Consider the following 14,540-nt stretch of genomic DNA (forward strand, 5'->3'; position numbering starts at 1 on the left):
CCTAACGCCGGAGCTGGGTCGATTGCAAAGGCTTGCCGTCGCGAGTCGACTCGGACGACCGGCTAAGCCGCACTTTTTGCCGCCGTACGTCGAGCTTGAGCTTCGCTCACCAACTGTCCACGGGGCCATTGCAGATATGGACGGATGGTAATCCGGTCTTCATTGGTGAGCGGGCGTGCCAGAGCATCGGATAGGGCGCGGACCTGCGGCCAAGGGGCCTGCTTGGTTACTGCGGCATAGAACTGCATCAACTTTTCTATGTTCTCGATCGCGGGGCGGGTCTCAAGCGGGCTCAAATCGCACATAAAGTTGAACTCAAAAGTATTTCCTCGCTGGTGCCACTCATCTCGGTGCCAGGCATGCTCGGGGTTCTCGCGAAGCATGAGGTTGACGATATCAACGCCTTTGGCTTCTGGGCCGCGAAGGTGCTCACGAATTGGTTTTAGGCGGCGAGTGAACCATTCCGCAAATCCCCCATGCGATGCGGTCAACCTCAGTTCGCGCTGATGGGTCATTGGATAGAAGTAGATTCGGGTGCTTGCAATCGTCATGTGCGGGGACCCTATTTGGGGTTTGTGCCTTGTGATGTCCGAAAGGATATTGCAATGGCTTGCGTGAAGGCGACATGCTGGTGGTGACGCCGCGCAAGGCGAGGGTGTTTGTGGAGGGGTAACTGTGGACTGTTCCGAGGCGACCTCTAATCAACCACTTTTAACCGGATCTTGGCACCGTCCGGCAAATCCCGTATTTGCCTTGAAAGGTCGCCGGACCGTCTCACAATCTCGGACAGTGGGGCAGTTTTGATATTGGAAATGTCGTAAGCCCCGCCCAGGATTCCGGGCACCACCAGACAGTATTTACGCCCGACAGCGAGAGGGCCATGCTTTTCATTCGCAACCCTGACCAGCGCTGCCATCAACCAGTCCTTCTTGAACTCCGGATCATTGACGAGCGCGTCGTAAGAAGCTTCATCCCAAGCCACGATTTCGCAATAACAGTCCTCGGGGCATAGGCGCCAGTAGCGACCTGAATGATCCTTTATCAGTAGATTGCCAAAGTCATTTTCAGCGACTAGCTGTAGTGGATCGAGACCAACCCAGCACCAGGACTCCTTGATTTCTTCGAGCAGATCCATAGTCTGTCACTCGATGCCCAGGATGCTTGGAACGCTTTGCTCAAGCATCTCTATCAGTTCCTTGTCCATGAACTTGTAGTCGTCAGGGATATCAAGAACATGAACAGATTTGCCGTCAAGCAGCCGCGTGAACTCCGAGGTCAGTCTTGATTTGTGTTTTTCTTCCATGACGAGAACCACGTCGGCCCAACGGATGTCATCGACTGACACGGTATGGCGCGCATTGGGGCTGGTCCCACCCGAACGGGTTAGCAGCTGCGGGTGCTTGCGCCAAATCTGCTCTGCCGTCGGGCTTCGCCACTGATTACGGCTGCAAACGAACAGGACCTTTACGCGTTCAGTGCTGCGGGCAGTTTCTTCTTTCTGCACAAGTTGCTTTGCGGTCGTGCGAGGGTAATCGAGGCCCAGTTGCTCTGCACGCGCAACTTTCTTTGACCGGATATACAGGTCTTTCCAGCGTTTCTCCCTGGGCAAATCGTCTTTGGTCGTCATATGTACTTCATGCTTGTTTTTGTAGAGCTGATTTATCCGGCTTCAACCAATATGCTGCTGCAAACCTTCAACCAATGCGTCGAAGGTTACACGGCAGCGCGGGCTGTGGCGCAGGTCTYCGTGCATGGTCAGCCAGGTTTCGAGTTTGAAGGACAACTCGCCAGGCAGAACCCGCACCAGGGCGGGGTCACGCGTCGCGAGCGCTGACTGGCACACGCCAATGCCGGCGCCGGCACGTATCAGTGCCAGTTGCGCGAGGTCGCTGTCGGTACGCGTGGAAAACGCCGCCCGCTTCCATGCGGGCAAGGCTTTGCGCGCCGAACGCAGGAAGGGTGTCTCTTCGTCAAACCCGATCAGCGCATGCTGCGCCAGGTCCGCTGATGACTGCGGCGTGCCGCGCGCGTCCAGGTAATCGCGGCGTGCGTAGAGACCCAGTTCCACTTCGCCCACGCTGCGAGCGATCAACAGGTCCTGCTTGGGCTGTGTCATGCGCACGGCAATGTCGGCTTCGCGTTGCAGCAGGTCCTGCACGCGGTTGGTCAGCACCAGTTCGATGGTCAGGCCCGGGTGCGTGCGCTGCAGTTGCGCGACGATGGGCGGCAGCACTTCGACACCGATGACTTCGCTCACCGTGACCCGCACCGTGCCGCGCACACCGTCACCCTGGCTTTCGGCGGCACGGCGTAAGGCGGCTGCGGCGCTGGCCATTTCTTCGGCGAAGGGCCGCAGTCCCAGCGCGGCTTCGGTCGGCGCAAAACCGGTTTGTGAGCGCGTGAACAGCGCCAGGCCGAGCGACTTTTCGAGTGAGGCGACATGGCGTCCGACCGTAGGCTGTGCCACCCCCAAAGACCGTGCCGCACCTGAGAGCGAACCCTCGTGCAGCACCCCTAAAAACGAACGGTAAAGCTCCCAGCCAGCATCTTCTTCCATACAAAAATGTATAGCCGTTGCCCTGCTTTAGTCAATTCCATTTTGATGCCCAGGGGCCCAGAATTTCCCCATAGCAACTTTTTTGGGAATGACATGAGCAGCAAACAAGGCAAATCAAGCACAGCACTGGTGCTGGGCGCAACCGGTGGCATCGGCGGGGAAGTCGCGCGGCAACTGGAGGCGGCAGGCTGGCAGGTTCGCGCGCTTAGCCGTGGCGAGTCGCGGCCGGGCGAGCAACGTGGCGGCATCACCTGGCTGCGTGGCGATGCGATGAATCCCGGTGATGTCATGGCTGCAGCACAAGGCTGCGGCGTGATAGTGCACGCAGTCAATCCGCCCGGCTATCGTCGCTGGGGCGAGCTGGTGCTGCCCATGCTGGACAACACGATCGCGGCCGCCCGGGCGCAGGGGGCGACCATCGTGCTGCCTGGCACGGTCTACAACTACGGGCCAGACGCATTTCCCTGCCTCCGGGAGGATTCACCGCAACACCCGCAAACTGCCAAGGGTGCGATTCGTGCGCAGCTCGAGCAGCGGCTCAAGGACGCGACCGACGACAGCGGCCAGGGCTGCTGCCGGGTGATCATCGTGCGCGCGGGGGATTTTTTCGGGCCGGGTGCCGGGAACAGCTGGTTCTCGCAAGGCCTGGTTCGGCCGGGCGTTCCGGTGCGCAGTGTGAAGCTTCCTGGCAAGCCTGGCGTCGGTCACCAATGGGCCTATTTGCCGGATGTGGCGCGTACCATGGTCGCCTTGCTGGCGCGGCGTGACGTTCTGCCTGCATTTGCAACGTTCCATATGAACGGCCAGTGGGACGCCGACGGCCGCCAGCTGGCTGAAGCGATCTGCCGTGTCGTCGCACGGCGCGGTGGGCCTCCGCCGTCAATAAAATCCTTTCCCTGGTGGGCCGTGACGCTGGCCGGGCCCTTTGTTGAGACCCTGCGCGAGCTGCGCCGGATGCGCTACCTCTGGAACACGCCTATACGCATGGACAACGCCGCCCTGGTGGCGGCGCTCGGTGCGGAGCCGCACACGCCGCTGGACATTGCTATGGAGGAAACACTGCAAGGGCTGGGCTGCCTTGGTGCGCATGGCGGGGATTTCAACCATGGAAGTGTCCGCCGTGGCTGAAGCAAGTCCAGCTCAACCTTTTGATGTCGTCAGACGCTTCCAGTTGGGCGAGGTCGACTTGGGGGGAGCCGGCTACTGGCTCGTGCCAAACCTTAGCGCCGACCTGGCCAGTGCCCGTTCGGCTTCCATCTCACGGTTGCGCGGCTCGGCGTTGGTTACTAGTGTGCGAATGAGAACCCGTGCAGAAGCCGCTACCTCTTCCACGGCGCGGTCAAACGCGGCTTCATTGGCCTTGGAGGGGACATTGAACCCGCTGAGCTTCCTGACAAACTGCAGCGAAGCGTCACGGATTTCCAGCTCCGTGGCTGGCGGTTCGAAGTTGAAGAGAGTCTTGATGTTGCGGCACATGGGCACTCCTTCCGGTCATTTTTTCCCGGCGTTTGTCTTGACGGTTGGCTCAAGCCCCAACGCTCGCCTGGTTTCATCCGTCAATTTATCAAACCGTCGCCGAAGTACTTCTTTGTCACCAGACAGGACCTGGCGGGTCGGGTCATAGGTAAAAGTTCCCGCATGCACCGTTTTTCCGTTTTCTGTTGCCTGGTAAGCGATGACATTGGTTTTTGGGTCATACGTAAAAACAATTCTTGACCCGATCGGAGGCGGCCCTCCTACGATTGCGCCGATGCCATCGATTCCCAGATACACGGCCCCTCCTTCGAACAGCAGTGCGCCGCGCAAAACAGCCTTGTCTGTTGCCCATACGCCAACAAGATTTTCGGGTATGACGTCCGCAGAGAATGCTGGCAAGGCGGGAAGAAAAAAAGTCAATGCGAAGACGGTTCGTCTTGTGATTGCGAATCCTGCCGATGACAAATATGCGGGGAAAGATGGTGCTTGGTTCATCGGCAACTCCGTTCTTTATATCTGGGGATTTATATCACCCCTGGCTACGGAGTTAGAAGACTACGCTTCTGATCAGCTTGAGTTTGCCGGCCTGATCACCACCGACTCCGCCGAAGCAACAAATGGCCCGTGATACACCGCCTCGATGTTGTTGCCGTCCGGGTCCAGCACAAAGGCGGCGTAGTAGCCGGGGTGGTATTTGCGCTCGCCCGGCGCGCCGTTGTCGGTGCCGCCTGCGGCCAGGGCGGCTTCATAGAAGGCTTTGACCTCTGCGTGGTCTTTGGCCCGGAAAGCCAGATGGACGTGCGAGGTAGATCCGTCAGCCTGGTCCATCCACAACTCATCGGCCGAAAAATGATCGTCGGCTTCCTGGATGGCATTTTCCTTGTTCAGTGACTTGAGCACGGCGCGGTAAAAGCGCTTGCTGGCCGCGAGGTCATGGGCGCGCAGGTGGACATGGTCGATGAGTCGTCCGCGGTGTATTTCCATGGTGGGCTTCCTTGTTCGGGTGTGAAGGATCTGTTCAGCGGATCACGCCGGGCATCAGCGCTTCGGCAATGGCAATGTGGTTGCCGTCGGGGTCGGTGACCATCACCGTCCTGACTTTGTCGCTGGACGTTGTATGGCTGGTGTCTATGCCCAGCTTTTGCAGGTACTCGATTTCCGGTTCAAGGTCGTTGACGGCCAGGGTCAGCGAGCCTTCGCCGGCGCGTTCGGCCAGTTCATACACCTGCAGGCCGCCGCCGCGCTTGAATTGCCATTCGCCGACTTCAGGCATCGGCCGGTTGGCTTTGGCGTCCAGCAGTTTTTCGTACCAGGGTATGGATGTGTCCAGGTTGCGAACGGCGACACTGGCAAGGGCGTTTTGCACAATCATGACGGTCTCCAAAAAGATTCAGTCCTGAAAATCTACGCCCGCCGCGGTGTCCCACCTGTAGGACAAATGCTGGGAAATGAGGGTGAGCAAGGTGGCGATGAAGTGGTGAAAGGGCGGTGAAGAATTTTCCAAGAATGCATTGCTGGAGGGAACTTATCCCGCTCCATACGCCCGAACCCCTGACAATTCATAATCCATCCAGAAAAAAAGAGGGCTCCCTGATGTTTTTGACGTATTTCGACGCCATGCCGCGCCGCGTGCTGGTGCTGATTGCCGCGGCCTGCGTGGCCATGCTGGCCTTTGGCCTGTACCTGCAGCATGTGGTGGGCCTGGAGCCTTGCCCGATGTGCATCGTGCAGCGGTATGCGCTGGTGCTGGTGGCGGTGGTGGCGGGCGTGACGGCCATTGCCAAAAGCCGGGGCCTGTTGATCACCGGCTCGGGCCTGATGGTGTTGCTCTCGGGTTTTGGCGCTTTTGTGGCGGCGCGCCAGAGTTTCCTGCAGTGGTACCCGCCTGAAATTGCCTCTTGCGGCCGCGACTTTTACGGAATGATCGAAACCTTTCCGCTCAAGCGCGCCATTCCGATGATCTTCAAGGGCAGCGGCGACTGCACCAAGATCGACTGGACCTTTCTGGGTGGCTCGATTGCCAACTGGTCTTTCCTGTGTTTTGTGGGGATCGCGCTTGCGGGCTTGCTGCTGGTGACCCGCCTGGCGCGCAAAGCCTAGTTTTTCTCCTTCTGAAAAAACAATACGTTACCGGGCCTGAGCGCGTCAAGGAATATTGACGCCCGCAGAGTGGTAGGCTGCGGGCACTTGCAGCCTGGGCTGCCGTATTGATTCAGGGAGAATAAAAATGGCGATCCTGCTTGGCCCCATTGCGCAGTTTTTGGGCGTGCAACAAAGCCAGTGGGGTGTAAGCGTGCTCGCCGTGACCGACACTGCGGTTGCGCCCAGCCTGCAAAGCACCGCCACGGTACAGGTTTTCACGAAACTCGGCACGCTGCAAAGCGGCGCCACACTGTGGCGCGGTGGTTTGTCTGTCGCCTTTAAAGACGTGGCCCAACGAGCACGTTACAGCGTTGACGGGCAGGCCTTTGATTTTTACGTTCCGGCGGCGGGTGAGTCGCCGCGCATGGCGTATGTCTCGTGCAATGGGTTTTCAAGTCCGGGCCTGATGAAGCAGGTCAAGGACAAAAATGCGTTGTGGAAGCGGCTCTATGACCTGCACGCAGGGCGCGAACGTATCAACGGCCGCAGTTTCGGTCCCTACCACTTGCTGCTCCTGGGCGGCGACCAGGTGTATTCGGATGCCCTCTGGCAGGACACGCGTTGCCCCGACATCATGGCCTGGTCCGAACTGTCCCGGGACGCTCGCCGCAAAGCGCCCTGGACGGCTGCCCTGCAGACGCAGGTGACGGCTTTTTTTGAAGACCTGTACCTTACGCGCTGGGCCCAGCCCGAAGTGGCGCAGGCGCTGGCGGGTTTGCCCAGCGTCATGATGTGGGACGACCACGATATCTTCGACGGCTGGGGGTCCTACCCTGCAGAAGACCACGACTGCCCGGTGTACCAGGGGGTTTTTGCCGTCGCCAAAAAATACTTCGCGCTGTTTCAGCGGCACAGCGTCCCTGGCACGCCGCCGCCGTGCACGCTGCCCGGCCAGCCTGCGTTCAGCGCGGGTTACCGCGTGGGCAGCCTTGGCGTGCTGGCGCTGGACATGCGCAGTGAACGCACGCCGGAACGCAAGAACGGCCGCAACCTGCAAAGCGCGCAGGTCATGAGTGAAGACAGCTGGAGTGCTGCTTACAAGTGGCTTGATGCCCAAACCGGCATGAAGCACCTGGTGCTGATGAGCAGCATCCCGGTGGTGCACCCCAGCTTTGAGCTGCTGGAAAAAATGCTGGGCGTGCTGCCCGGCCAGCAGGAGCTTGAAGACGATTTGCGCGACCACTGGACCTGCGCTGCGCATCGCGCCGAGCGGCTTCGCCTGGTGCACCGGCTGTTTAAATTCAGCAAGGACGCCTCGTGCCGCGTCAGCCTTGTCAGCGGCGACGTGCATGTGGCTGCGGTGGGCGTGCTGGAGTCGACGCGTGACCCGGTGGACACCAACGCCCAGGTGATCAACCAGCTCACCAGCAGCGGCATCGTGCACCCGGCGCCGCCTGCCATGGCGCGCTATTTTCTGGAACAGGCCTGCCAGCAGGTGGAAACCGTGGACCGAGGCATCACCGCCGCCATGTACGAATTTCCCACCACTTCGCGCCGCCTGATCGGTGCGCGTAATTTCATGACGATTGAGCCTGACGATGCGGGTAATCCGGCGCAACGCCTGTGGATCAACTGGTGGGTGGAAAACGAATCCGAGCCCAGCAGCAAGGTGATTCACCCGGTGGGGTAAGCGGCCCCGCTTAACCGAGCCACTTGGCCAGCCGGAGCCTGCTGGTTGCCGGTTCGGGCGTGATGGTGCCGCTCTCGGGACATGTTATTTTTCACCTGAAAAAGGGGATGGCGCCAGCCGCGCGCCATGACTAGACTGAATATCCAGTCGCCGGTTTTTACCGGAAGGTCAGCTCATCAACATTGCCGCGCTGCGGCACAAGGATGGTCCCCATGGCAGCAGGAAGGGTGTTATCGCGCTTTGGCTTTCCGGTCCTGGCGAGTGCCGGCGCCGCTGCCAGCGCCTATTACCTGGCAAACCAGCCGGTGGTGCCGGTCAAGTTCTCGACGTGGAGAAACACGACGGATCCAAAACAGGCAGAACACATGACCGTCAAATACGGACGGGGTTCGTGGGGCCATTACGAAGATTTCCGGATGGGCAGCGGCCCACCCCGTACGGATTTGCCAAAGTTTGGCGCCGTGAACAAGCTGACGGGCATAGATGAGTCCAAGCCTTACTCGAACCTGGCCTATGGCAGCCATACACCGACGGAGCACAGGGACCGCTTCCTGGCGCGTCCGGCCCTGGCAAGCGATGTCAAGAAGGGGCGGGAATACCGCTATGACTCCAAGGAGGCGATGCGCGCAAAGGTGTCGGTGTTCGAGCTCTGGAAGCTCAAGCAGATGACAAGCGAACGCCAGCAGCACGGCGTGTTCCACCTGTACGGCGAGGCATCCGACCCGTACACGACGCGGTGCATGACGCACATTGAAACGCTGGCCAGTGTCCGTGGCCAGAAGCTGTCTCCCGACAACCCTTCCAAGGTGGCGCACGAGTTTCATGCGCTCAACCCCTCCAGTACCGAGAAACCCAAGCTGAAAACCTACTCGGTAGAGGGCGTTCAGCGCCCTGGCAATGTGCCGGTCGGCACCCCGGTCAAGAGCCACCCCGGCACGCTGGACAAGGCGTATTGGGAGGCGGCCAACACGGGCGCCCACAACGTGGGCCGGCCACCCCCGCCAAAACTCTAGACGCGCGAGAACAGCGGTACCGCCGGCAAGCGCGCTGCACCCTGATTTGCAGGGAAGTGCCGGTTTTCCCGGCGGCTCCGGGGTGAATAATTCTCGACTGGGGTACCCGGGTTTCAAGCGGGTTGGCGGGGCGTCAAATCAGCCATATACTGTACATAAATACAGTATATTCGACTTGATCCGGACCACCTTCCATGCCCACCCTCACTGCAATGCCCAGCGCTTTGCCGGACTTTGCCGACGCCCTGAATGCCCAGGTTTGGCGGGCCGGCGAGCTGGGCAGCGCGAGTGCGCAGACGGTGGCCACAGGTTATGCAGCGCTCGACCAGGCCTTGCCGGGAGGCGGCTGGCCGCAGGGCGCGCTGGTTGAAGTGCTGCTGCCGCAGGCGGGCCTGCAGGAATGGGGTTTGCTGGCGCCCGGCCTGGCCCGCGCCCTCAACCAGCCCGCCACACCGGATGAGCCCGGCGCGCAACTGACGGCGCTGGTCGGCGCGCCTTACCTGCCATTTGGCCCCGCACTGGGCGCGCGCCAGATCGACATGCGGCGGCTCATCAGCATCCACGGCAAGCCAGGTGACGCGCCTTCGCTGCTCTGGGCCACGCGAGAGGCGCTGCAGTGCGCTGACGTGACCGCCGTGCTGGCCTGGCTGCCCGATGCGCGCAGCGCCCACCTGCGCCGCCTGCAGATTGCCGCGCATGCGCACCACAAGCTGCTGTTTGTGTTCCGGCCGCTGCGGGCCCAACACGAATCGTCACCCGCGCCGCTGCGCCTGCTGCTGGAAGGCACTGTGCGGGAGGGCGGCAACCTGCTGGTCCATGTGCTCAAGCGCCGCGGCCCGCCGCTGGCCGCGCCGGTGCTGCTCGATACCCGGCCCGCCCGGCTGTCGGCCTTGCTGGCGGCCAGCCGCGACATGGCCCGGCAAAAGCGGGAAGAGCAAAAGCGGGAAGAGCTTGCCCCCATCCTGCTGCCATCGCTGGTTTCGCTTCCTGTCACCTCACCCCGGAGTCCCATCCATGCGTTGCTGGATCGCATTGCGCATCTCGATCACCACTGACGCGGCGCAACCGGCCTCGTCTGTGCTGGACGCCGCCGCTTTGCAGCGCGCGGTGGCCAGCCTGGCGCTGGGCTTCACGCCGCGCGTGGCGCTGGTCGATGAAGCGGTGCTGATGGACGTAACGGGCAGCCTGCGCCTCTTTGGCGGGCTGGCGCGGCTGATGCAGCTGCTGGCGCAGAAAATCGACCTATTTTTTGAATCAAACCAGGTTGCAGCCCTTATGGAACGTGCGCAAGGTGCTACATCTTTGATAGCAATCGGACGGCTTCGGCTGCAGCAGGATCAGGCCGGCGCGTTGAAAAAACGCGTGGCCGACCTGCCCATGCACACGTTGACGGCCGCGCGCCCGCACCTGGGTGTGCTGGAGCGCATTGGCTGCCGCAGCTGGGACGACCTGCTGCGCCTGCCGCGTGACGGCGTGGCGCGGCGTTTTGGCGCCGAGCTGCTGGAGGCGCTGGACCGCGCCCGCGGCACCGTAGCCGACGACTACGAGTGGCAAGTGCTGCCCGAGCACTTTGAAGAAAAACTGGAGCTCAACGCGCTTGTCACCCATGGGCCTGCGCTGATGGCGGGCGTTGAGCGCCTGCTGGTCCACCTGCATGCCTGGCTGCTGGGGCGCCAGAGCGGGCTCTGCGCCCTGAAAATCATCTGGCACCTGGACAAACGCCGCGATGTGGCGCCGACCGGCGAGCTCGAGATTCGCACGGCCCAGCCCGCCCAAGACCTGCGCCATGTGGCGCGCCTTATCTCAGAGCACCTGGCGCAGCAAAAGCTGCCGGCGCCGGTGCACAGCCTGACGCTGCAGTCGCTGGCCACCGAGCTGCTGGCCGACTCGGCCGCCGCCACCGGCAGCCTGCTGATGGAAGCGCGCCGGCAGGGCGACAGCGTGGTGGAGCTGGTCGAGCGACTCAGCGCCCGCCTGGGCGATGCCAATGTGCAAGCCTGGCAACCTTGCACCGACCACCGGCCCGAGCTGATGCAGCGCTGGGTGAGTGCCCGAAGTGCTATCAAATCAATAGCTGCTTGCGCACAGCCAATGCGCGCCAGGGCCATAAAAGGCTTAAAAAAAACCACTCCACATGCTTCTTCGGAAGCCCGGGCCGAAGCCTTGTACCCGGCCTGGTTGCTGCCCGAACCGCTGAAATTGCAAGCCGCAGGCAACAGCCCGGTTTATCAGGGCAAGCTGACGCGCCTGGCCGGGCCGCAGCGGCTGGAGGCTGCCGAATGGCTGCTGGCCGATCACGAGAACCGCAGCGCTGAGCCGGGCCTGTGTGAAAAGCCGTGGGCGTTCCGCGACTACTACATCTACCGCAGCCAGCAGGGCGGCCTGCTGTGGGTTTACAGCGAAAGGCTGGGCTCTGCCGCCCAGGCCGGCCGGCAACGCACCTGGTATTTGCACGGCTTTTTTGCCTGAGGCCCGTATGCCTGCCTACGCACTTCCTGATTACGCTGAGCTGCACGCGCTGAGCAACTTCAGCTTCCAGCGTGGCGCCTCGCACGCGCAGGAACTGGCCGAACGCGCTTCCGAGCTGGGTTACAAGGCGCTGGCCATCACCGACGAGTGTTCGGTGGCCGGGGTGGTCAGGGCGCATGAGGTGGCAAAGGAGCTGGGCCTCAAGCTGCTGCCGGGCGCGGAATTTTTGGTGCAGGCACCCGATGCCTTCAGGCTGGTGGTGCTGCCGCACAACGCGGCAGGCTGGGGCAACCTGTGCGAGTTCATCACCGAAGCGCGCAAGGCTGGCGACGTGGTCGAAAAAGGCAGCTACCGCGTCGCGCTGGGTGAAACGGATTTCTCCAGGCTGGGCGACTGTGAAATCCTGCTCACGCCCCTGCATGAAGCAGGTGCGAGTGCTATCAATACAGAAGCGCTTTGCGCACATTGCGACTGGGCTGCAGGCCTTTTTGGCATCAACGCCTGGCTGGCGGTGGAGCTGCTGCAGGGCCTGGACGATGCGCTGCGCCTGCAGCAGCTGCAAGAGGTGGCCCGGCGCACCGGCATACGGCTGGTGGCGGCCGGCCATGTGCTGATGCACAAGCGCTCGCGCAAGCCGCTGCACGACGTGATGACTGCCATCAAGCTGGGCAAGCCGGTGCACGAATGCGGCTTCGCGCTGCAGCCCAACGCCGAGGCACATTTGCGGCCGCGCATGCGTCTGGCCGAGATTTACCCCGCCAGCCTGTTGCGTGCCACGCTGGAAGTGGCGGCGCGGTGCAATTTCAATCTCGATGAGATTCGCAACCTGTACCGCTACCCGCAGGAAGACATGGTGCCGGCGGCCGAAACGCCTTCGCGGTGGCTGCGGCGGCTGACCTGGCAGGGCGCCCATACACGCTACCCGCATCACATACCGCACAAGATCAGGCGGCAGCTGGGTTTCGAACTGGGGTTGATCGAAGAACTTGAATACGAGATGTTCTTCATCACCGTGCACGACATCGTGCGGTTTGCGAGAGAAAAGGAAATCCTTTGCCAGGGACGTGGCTCGGCGGCCAATTCGGTGGTGTGTTTTTGCCTGGGCGTTACGGCCGTTAACCCCGCGGAAAGCAAGCTGCTGTTTGAGCGTTTTATCAGCCGCGAGCGCAGTGAACCGCCCGACATTGACGTGGACTTCGAGCACGAGCGGCGTGAAGAAGTCATCCAGTACATCTACGGCAAATACGGCCACGACCGCGCCGCCATTGCCGCCACCGTCATCAGCTACCGGCCGCGCAGCGCGATCCGCGATGTGGGCAAGGCGCTGGCGATGGCGCCTGAACTGATAGACCTGTTCGCCAAAGAGCATTTCTGGTTTGACGGCAGCGAGGTGCTGCAGGAAAAACTCAAGGAAGCCGGGCTGGAGGGCAGGGAAGGGCCGGTGCTGCAATGGTTTCACCTGTCGGCGCAGCTCATCGGCTTTCCGCGCCACCTGAGCCAGCACGTCGGCGGTTTTGTACTCACCCAGGGCAAGCTCACGCGGCTGGTGCCGGTGCAGCCGGCTTCGATGGAAGACCGCCGCATCATCCAGTGGGACAAGGACGACCTGGAGGCCATGGGCCTGCTGAAAGTGGATGTGCTGGCGCTGGGCATGCTGTCGGCCATCCGGCGCTGCCTGGCGCTGGTGAATGGGGCACGAGGAAGCCAGTTGGAGATGCATCAGATCGAGCCGGACGACACACCCACCTACGACATGATTTGCGAAGCCGATACGGTGGGCGTTTTCCAGATTGAAAGCCGGGCCCAGATGTCCATGCTGCCGCGCCTGCAGCCGCGCAATTACTACGACCTGGTGGTGGAAGTCGCCATCGTGCGGCCGGGGCCCATCCAGGGCGGCATGGTGCACCCGTACCTGAAGGCGCGCGACAAAAAACGGCGGGGTGAAGATGTCGTGCCGGAATACCCGGCGCTGAACCCGGCCCTGGAGCGCACGCTGGGCATTCCGATTTTCCAGGAGCAGGTCATGCAGATCGCGATGATCGCCGCTGACTTCACGCCCGGAGAGGCCGACGATTTGCGCCGCTCCATGGCAGCCTGGAAGCGTAAGGGCGGGGTAGACCGCTTTCATGGCCGCCTGGTCAATGCGATGGTCAACAACGGCTACAGCGCTGAATTTTCAGAGCGCATCTTCAGCCAGATATTGGGCTTCGGCGACTACGGCTTTCCGGAAAGCCATGCCGCCAGTTTTGCCAAGCTGGTCTACGTGAGCTGCTGGCTCAAGCGCCATGAGCCGGCTTGTTTTCTCGCGGCCATGGTCAATTCGCAGCCCATGGGTTTTTACACACCGTCCCAGCTGGTGCAAGACGCGGTCCGCCACCAGGTGGAGGTGCGCGCAGTGGACGTCATGCACAGTGAATGGGACTGCACGCTGGAGCCGCAGGGTGTGCTGACTGCAGGGACGCAGCCGGCAGTGCGCCTGGGCCTGCGCCTGGTGGCCAGCTTGCGCGAGGAGGCCGCCTTGCGCCTGGTGGATGCGCGGGCGCAAGCGCCTTTCACGTCGACGGAAGACTTGGTGTCGCGCGCCCGGCTCAATACGCTCGAAATCAATGCGCTGGCCGCCGCCGATGCCCTACTGCCCCTGTCGGGCCACAGGCGCCAGCAGGTGTGGGACGCTTCAGCCATCAAACTGGCGCCGCGCCTGCTCAAATCGGTACCCACGCACGAAACGCCGCTGGCCTTGCCCGACACACCCGAGGGCGAAAACATTTTGTTCGACTACCAGGCCACCGGCCTCACGCTGCGGCGCCACCCGGTGGCCCTGCTGCGGGAAAGGCTGGCACGCAAAGGCCTGCTGAGCGCCAGCGAGCTCAATGCCTTGCCCGACGGCGAAGAGGTGGCCGGCTGCGGCATCGTCACTGTGCGCCAGCAGCCGCAAACCGCCAAGGGCACCATCTTTGTCACACTGGAAGACGAGACCGGGCCAGTCAATGTGATCATCTGGAAATCGCTGCGGGAGGCGCAACGCGGCGAGGTGCTGCACGCCCGGCTGCTGGCGGTGTATGGCACGTGGCAGCGCAGTGAAGAACGCGGCAGCGCCAAAGGTTACGGCGCGGTGCGCAACCTGGTGGCGCATCGGCTCGAAGACCTCACGCCGATGCTGGGGCGGCTGGGCACATCGAGCCGCGATTTCCATTGAGGTGACTGCACCTCAATCAGGCACCTTCAGTCAATCCATCGTCATGCGCTGTCATCA

The 14,540-nt window shown here is 62.0% G+C and carries 15 protein-coding genes; 7 read left to right on the plus strand and 8 right to left on the minus strand.

What is annotated here, in order from left to right; all coding sequences use genetic code 11:
- Positions 1-62: 62 nt before the first annotated feature.
- The 4 genes from AC1DZE_RS17025 to AC1DZE_RS17040 form a co-directional block, all read right to left on the minus strand.
- Entirely contained in the window at positions 63-551 is a 489-nt protein-coding gene (locus tag AC1DZE_RS17025; protein ID WP_477674199.1) for a hypothetical protein, read from the minus strand.
- Positions 552-697: 146 nt separating this feature from the next.
- Positions 698-1,135: a T6SS immunity protein Tdi1 domain-containing protein gene (locus tag AC1DZE_RS17030; RefSeq protein WP_477671693.1), complete on the minus strand. Its 438-nt coding sequence runs from the start codon at positions 1,133-1,135 to the stop codon at positions 698-700.
- A gap of 6 nt (positions 1,136-1,141) precedes the next feature.
- Positions 1,142-1,627, minus strand: a complete 486-nt coding sequence (locus AC1DZE_RS17035) for a low molecular weight protein tyrosine phosphatase family protein (RefSeq protein WP_477671692.1) — start codon at positions 1,625-1,627, stop codon at positions 1,142-1,144.
- A 42-nt stretch (positions 1,628-1,669) separates the two neighbouring features.
- Complete coding sequence (locus AC1DZE_RS17040; RefSeq protein WP_477700342.1) at positions 1,670-2,557, minus strand: LysR family transcriptional regulator; 888 nt, start codon at positions 2,555-2,557, stop codon at positions 1,670-1,672.
- 93 nt (positions 2,558-2,650) lie between these two features.
- Here AC1DZE_RS17040 and AC1DZE_RS17045 point away from each other — a divergent pair, with 93 nt between their 5' ends.
- Positions 2,651-3,685: an SDR family oxidoreductase gene (locus AC1DZE_RS17045; RefSeq protein WP_477700343.1), complete on the plus strand. Its 1,035-nt coding sequence runs from the start codon at positions 2,651-2,653 to the stop codon at positions 3,683-3,685.
- A gap of 72 nt (positions 3,686-3,757) precedes the next feature.
- On the opposite strand, the gene AC1DZE_RS17050 is transcribed toward AC1DZE_RS17045, so the two are convergent.
- From AC1DZE_RS17050 to AC1DZE_RS17065, 4 genes are all read right to left on the minus strand, one after another.
- Complete coding sequence (locus AC1DZE_RS17050) at positions 3,758-4,033, minus strand: DUF2277 domain-containing protein (RefSeq protein WP_477674314.1); 276 nt, start codon at positions 4,031-4,033, stop codon at positions 3,758-3,760.
- 15 nt (positions 4,034-4,048) lie between these two features.
- Positions 4,049-4,528: a hypothetical protein gene (locus AC1DZE_RS17055; protein ID WP_477671688.1), complete on the minus strand. Its 480-nt coding sequence runs from the start codon at positions 4,526-4,528 to the stop codon at positions 4,049-4,051.
- Positions 4,529-4,600: 72 nt separating this feature from the next.
- Positions 4,601-5,017 carry a VOC family protein gene (locus tag AC1DZE_RS17060; RefSeq protein ID WP_477671687.1) on the minus strand — a complete coding sequence of 139 codons (417 nt, stop codon included), beginning with the start codon at positions 5,015-5,017 and terminating at the stop codon, positions 4,601-4,603.
- A gap of 34 nt (positions 5,018-5,051) precedes the next feature.
- Positions 5,052-5,405: a VOC family protein gene (locus AC1DZE_RS17065; protein ID WP_477700344.1), complete on the minus strand. Its 354-nt coding sequence runs from the start codon at positions 5,403-5,405 to the stop codon at positions 5,052-5,054.
- 221 nt (positions 5,406-5,626) lie between these two features.
- On the opposite strand from AC1DZE_RS17065, the gene AC1DZE_RS17070 reads away from it, so the two are divergent.
- The 6 genes from AC1DZE_RS17070 to AC1DZE_RS17095 all read left to right on the plus strand — a co-directional run bounded on the left by AC1DZE_RS17070 (position 5,627) and on the right by AC1DZE_RS17095 (position 14,483).
- A complete protein-coding gene (locus tag AC1DZE_RS17070; protein ID WP_477671685.1) occupies positions 5,627-6,133 on the plus strand; it encodes a disulfide bond formation protein B in 507 nt (168 codons plus the stop codon).
- Between the two features lie 127 nt (positions 6,134-6,260).
- On the plus strand, positions 6,261-7,805 hold the full coding sequence (locus AC1DZE_RS17075) for an alkaline phosphatase D family protein (protein ID WP_477700345.1): 1,545 nt from the start codon (positions 6,261-6,263) through the stop codon (positions 7,803-7,805).
- 212 nt (positions 7,806-8,017) lie between these two features.
- On the plus strand, positions 8,018-8,818 hold the full coding sequence (locus AC1DZE_RS17080; RefSeq protein ID WP_477671683.1) for a hypothetical protein: 801 nt from the start codon (positions 8,018-8,020) through the stop codon (positions 8,816-8,818).
- Positions 8,819-9,012: 194 nt separating this feature from the next.
- Positions 9,013-9,873, plus strand: a complete 861-nt coding sequence (gene imuA, locus AC1DZE_RS17085; RefSeq protein WP_477673981.1) for a translesion DNA synthesis-associated protein ImuA — start codon at positions 9,013-9,015, stop codon at positions 9,871-9,873.
- Positions 9,833-11,287: a Y-family DNA polymerase gene (locus AC1DZE_RS17090; RefSeq protein ID WP_477673980.1), complete on the plus strand. Its 1,455-nt coding sequence runs from the start codon at positions 9,833-9,835 to the stop codon at positions 11,285-11,287. The genes imuA and AC1DZE_RS17090 overlap by 41 nt, the downstream gene beginning before the upstream one ends.
- Before the next feature lie 7 nt (positions 11,288-11,294).
- Entirely contained in the window at positions 11,295-14,483 is a 3,189-nt protein-coding gene (locus AC1DZE_RS17095; RefSeq protein WP_477700346.1) for an error-prone DNA polymerase, read from the plus strand.
- Positions 14,484-14,540: the final 57 nt, after the last annotated feature.

The organism is Polaromonas sp. P1_F1 (genome assembly GCF_056405795.1).

Coding starts and splice junctions, on each gene's coding strand:
- AC1DZE_RS17055 (WP_477671688.1), bottom strand. CDS start 4,528: ATGAACCAAGCACCATCTTTCCCCGCATATTTGTCATCGGCAGGATTC.
- AC1DZE_RS17060 (WP_477671687.1), bottom strand. CDS start 5,017: ATGGAAATACACCGCGGACGACTCATCGACCATGTCCACCTGCGCGCC.
- AC1DZE_RS17030 (WP_477671693.1), bottom strand. CDS start 1,135: ATGGATCTGCTCGAAGAAATCAAGGAGTCCTGGTGCTGGGTTGGTCTC.
- AC1DZE_RS17095 (WP_477700346.1), top strand. CDS start 11,295: ATGCCTGCCTACGCACTTCCTGATTACGCTGAGCTGCACGCGCTGAGC.
- AC1DZE_RS17090 (WP_477673980.1), top strand. CDS start 9,833: ATGCGTTGCTGGATCGCATTGCGCATCTCGATCACCACTGACGCGGCG.
- AC1DZE_RS17035 (WP_477671692.1), bottom strand. CDS start 1,627: ATGACGACCAAAGACGATTTGCCCAGGGAGAAACGCTGGAAAGACCTG.
- AC1DZE_RS17080 (WP_477671683.1), top strand. CDS start 8,018: ATGGCAGCAGGAAGGGTGTTATCGCGCTTTGGCTTTCCGGTCCTGGCG.
- AC1DZE_RS17070 (WP_477671685.1), top strand. CDS start 5,627: ATGTTTTTGACGTATTTCGACGCCATGCCGCGCCGCGTGCTGGTGCTG.
- AC1DZE_RS17050 (WP_477674314.1), bottom strand. CDS start 4,033: ATGTGCCGCAACATCAAGACTCTCTTCAACTTCGAACCGCCAGCCACG.
- AC1DZE_RS17025 (WP_477674199.1), bottom strand. CDS start 551: ATGACGATTGCAAGCACCCGAATCTACTTCTATCCAATGACCCATCAG.
- imuA (WP_477673981.1), top strand. CDS start 9,013: ATGCCCACCCTCACTGCAATGCCCAGCGCTTTGCCGGACTTTGCCGAC.
- AC1DZE_RS17045 (WP_477700343.1), top strand. CDS start 2,651: ATGAGCAGCAAACAAGGCAAATCAAGCACAGCACTGGTGCTGGGCGCA.
- AC1DZE_RS17075 (WP_477700345.1), top strand. CDS start 6,261: ATGGCGATCCTGCTTGGCCCCATTGCGCAGTTTTTGGGCGTGCAACAA.
- AC1DZE_RS17065 (WP_477700344.1), bottom strand. CDS start 5,405: ATGATTGTGCAAAACGCCCTTGCCAGTGTCGCCGTTCGCAACCTGGAC.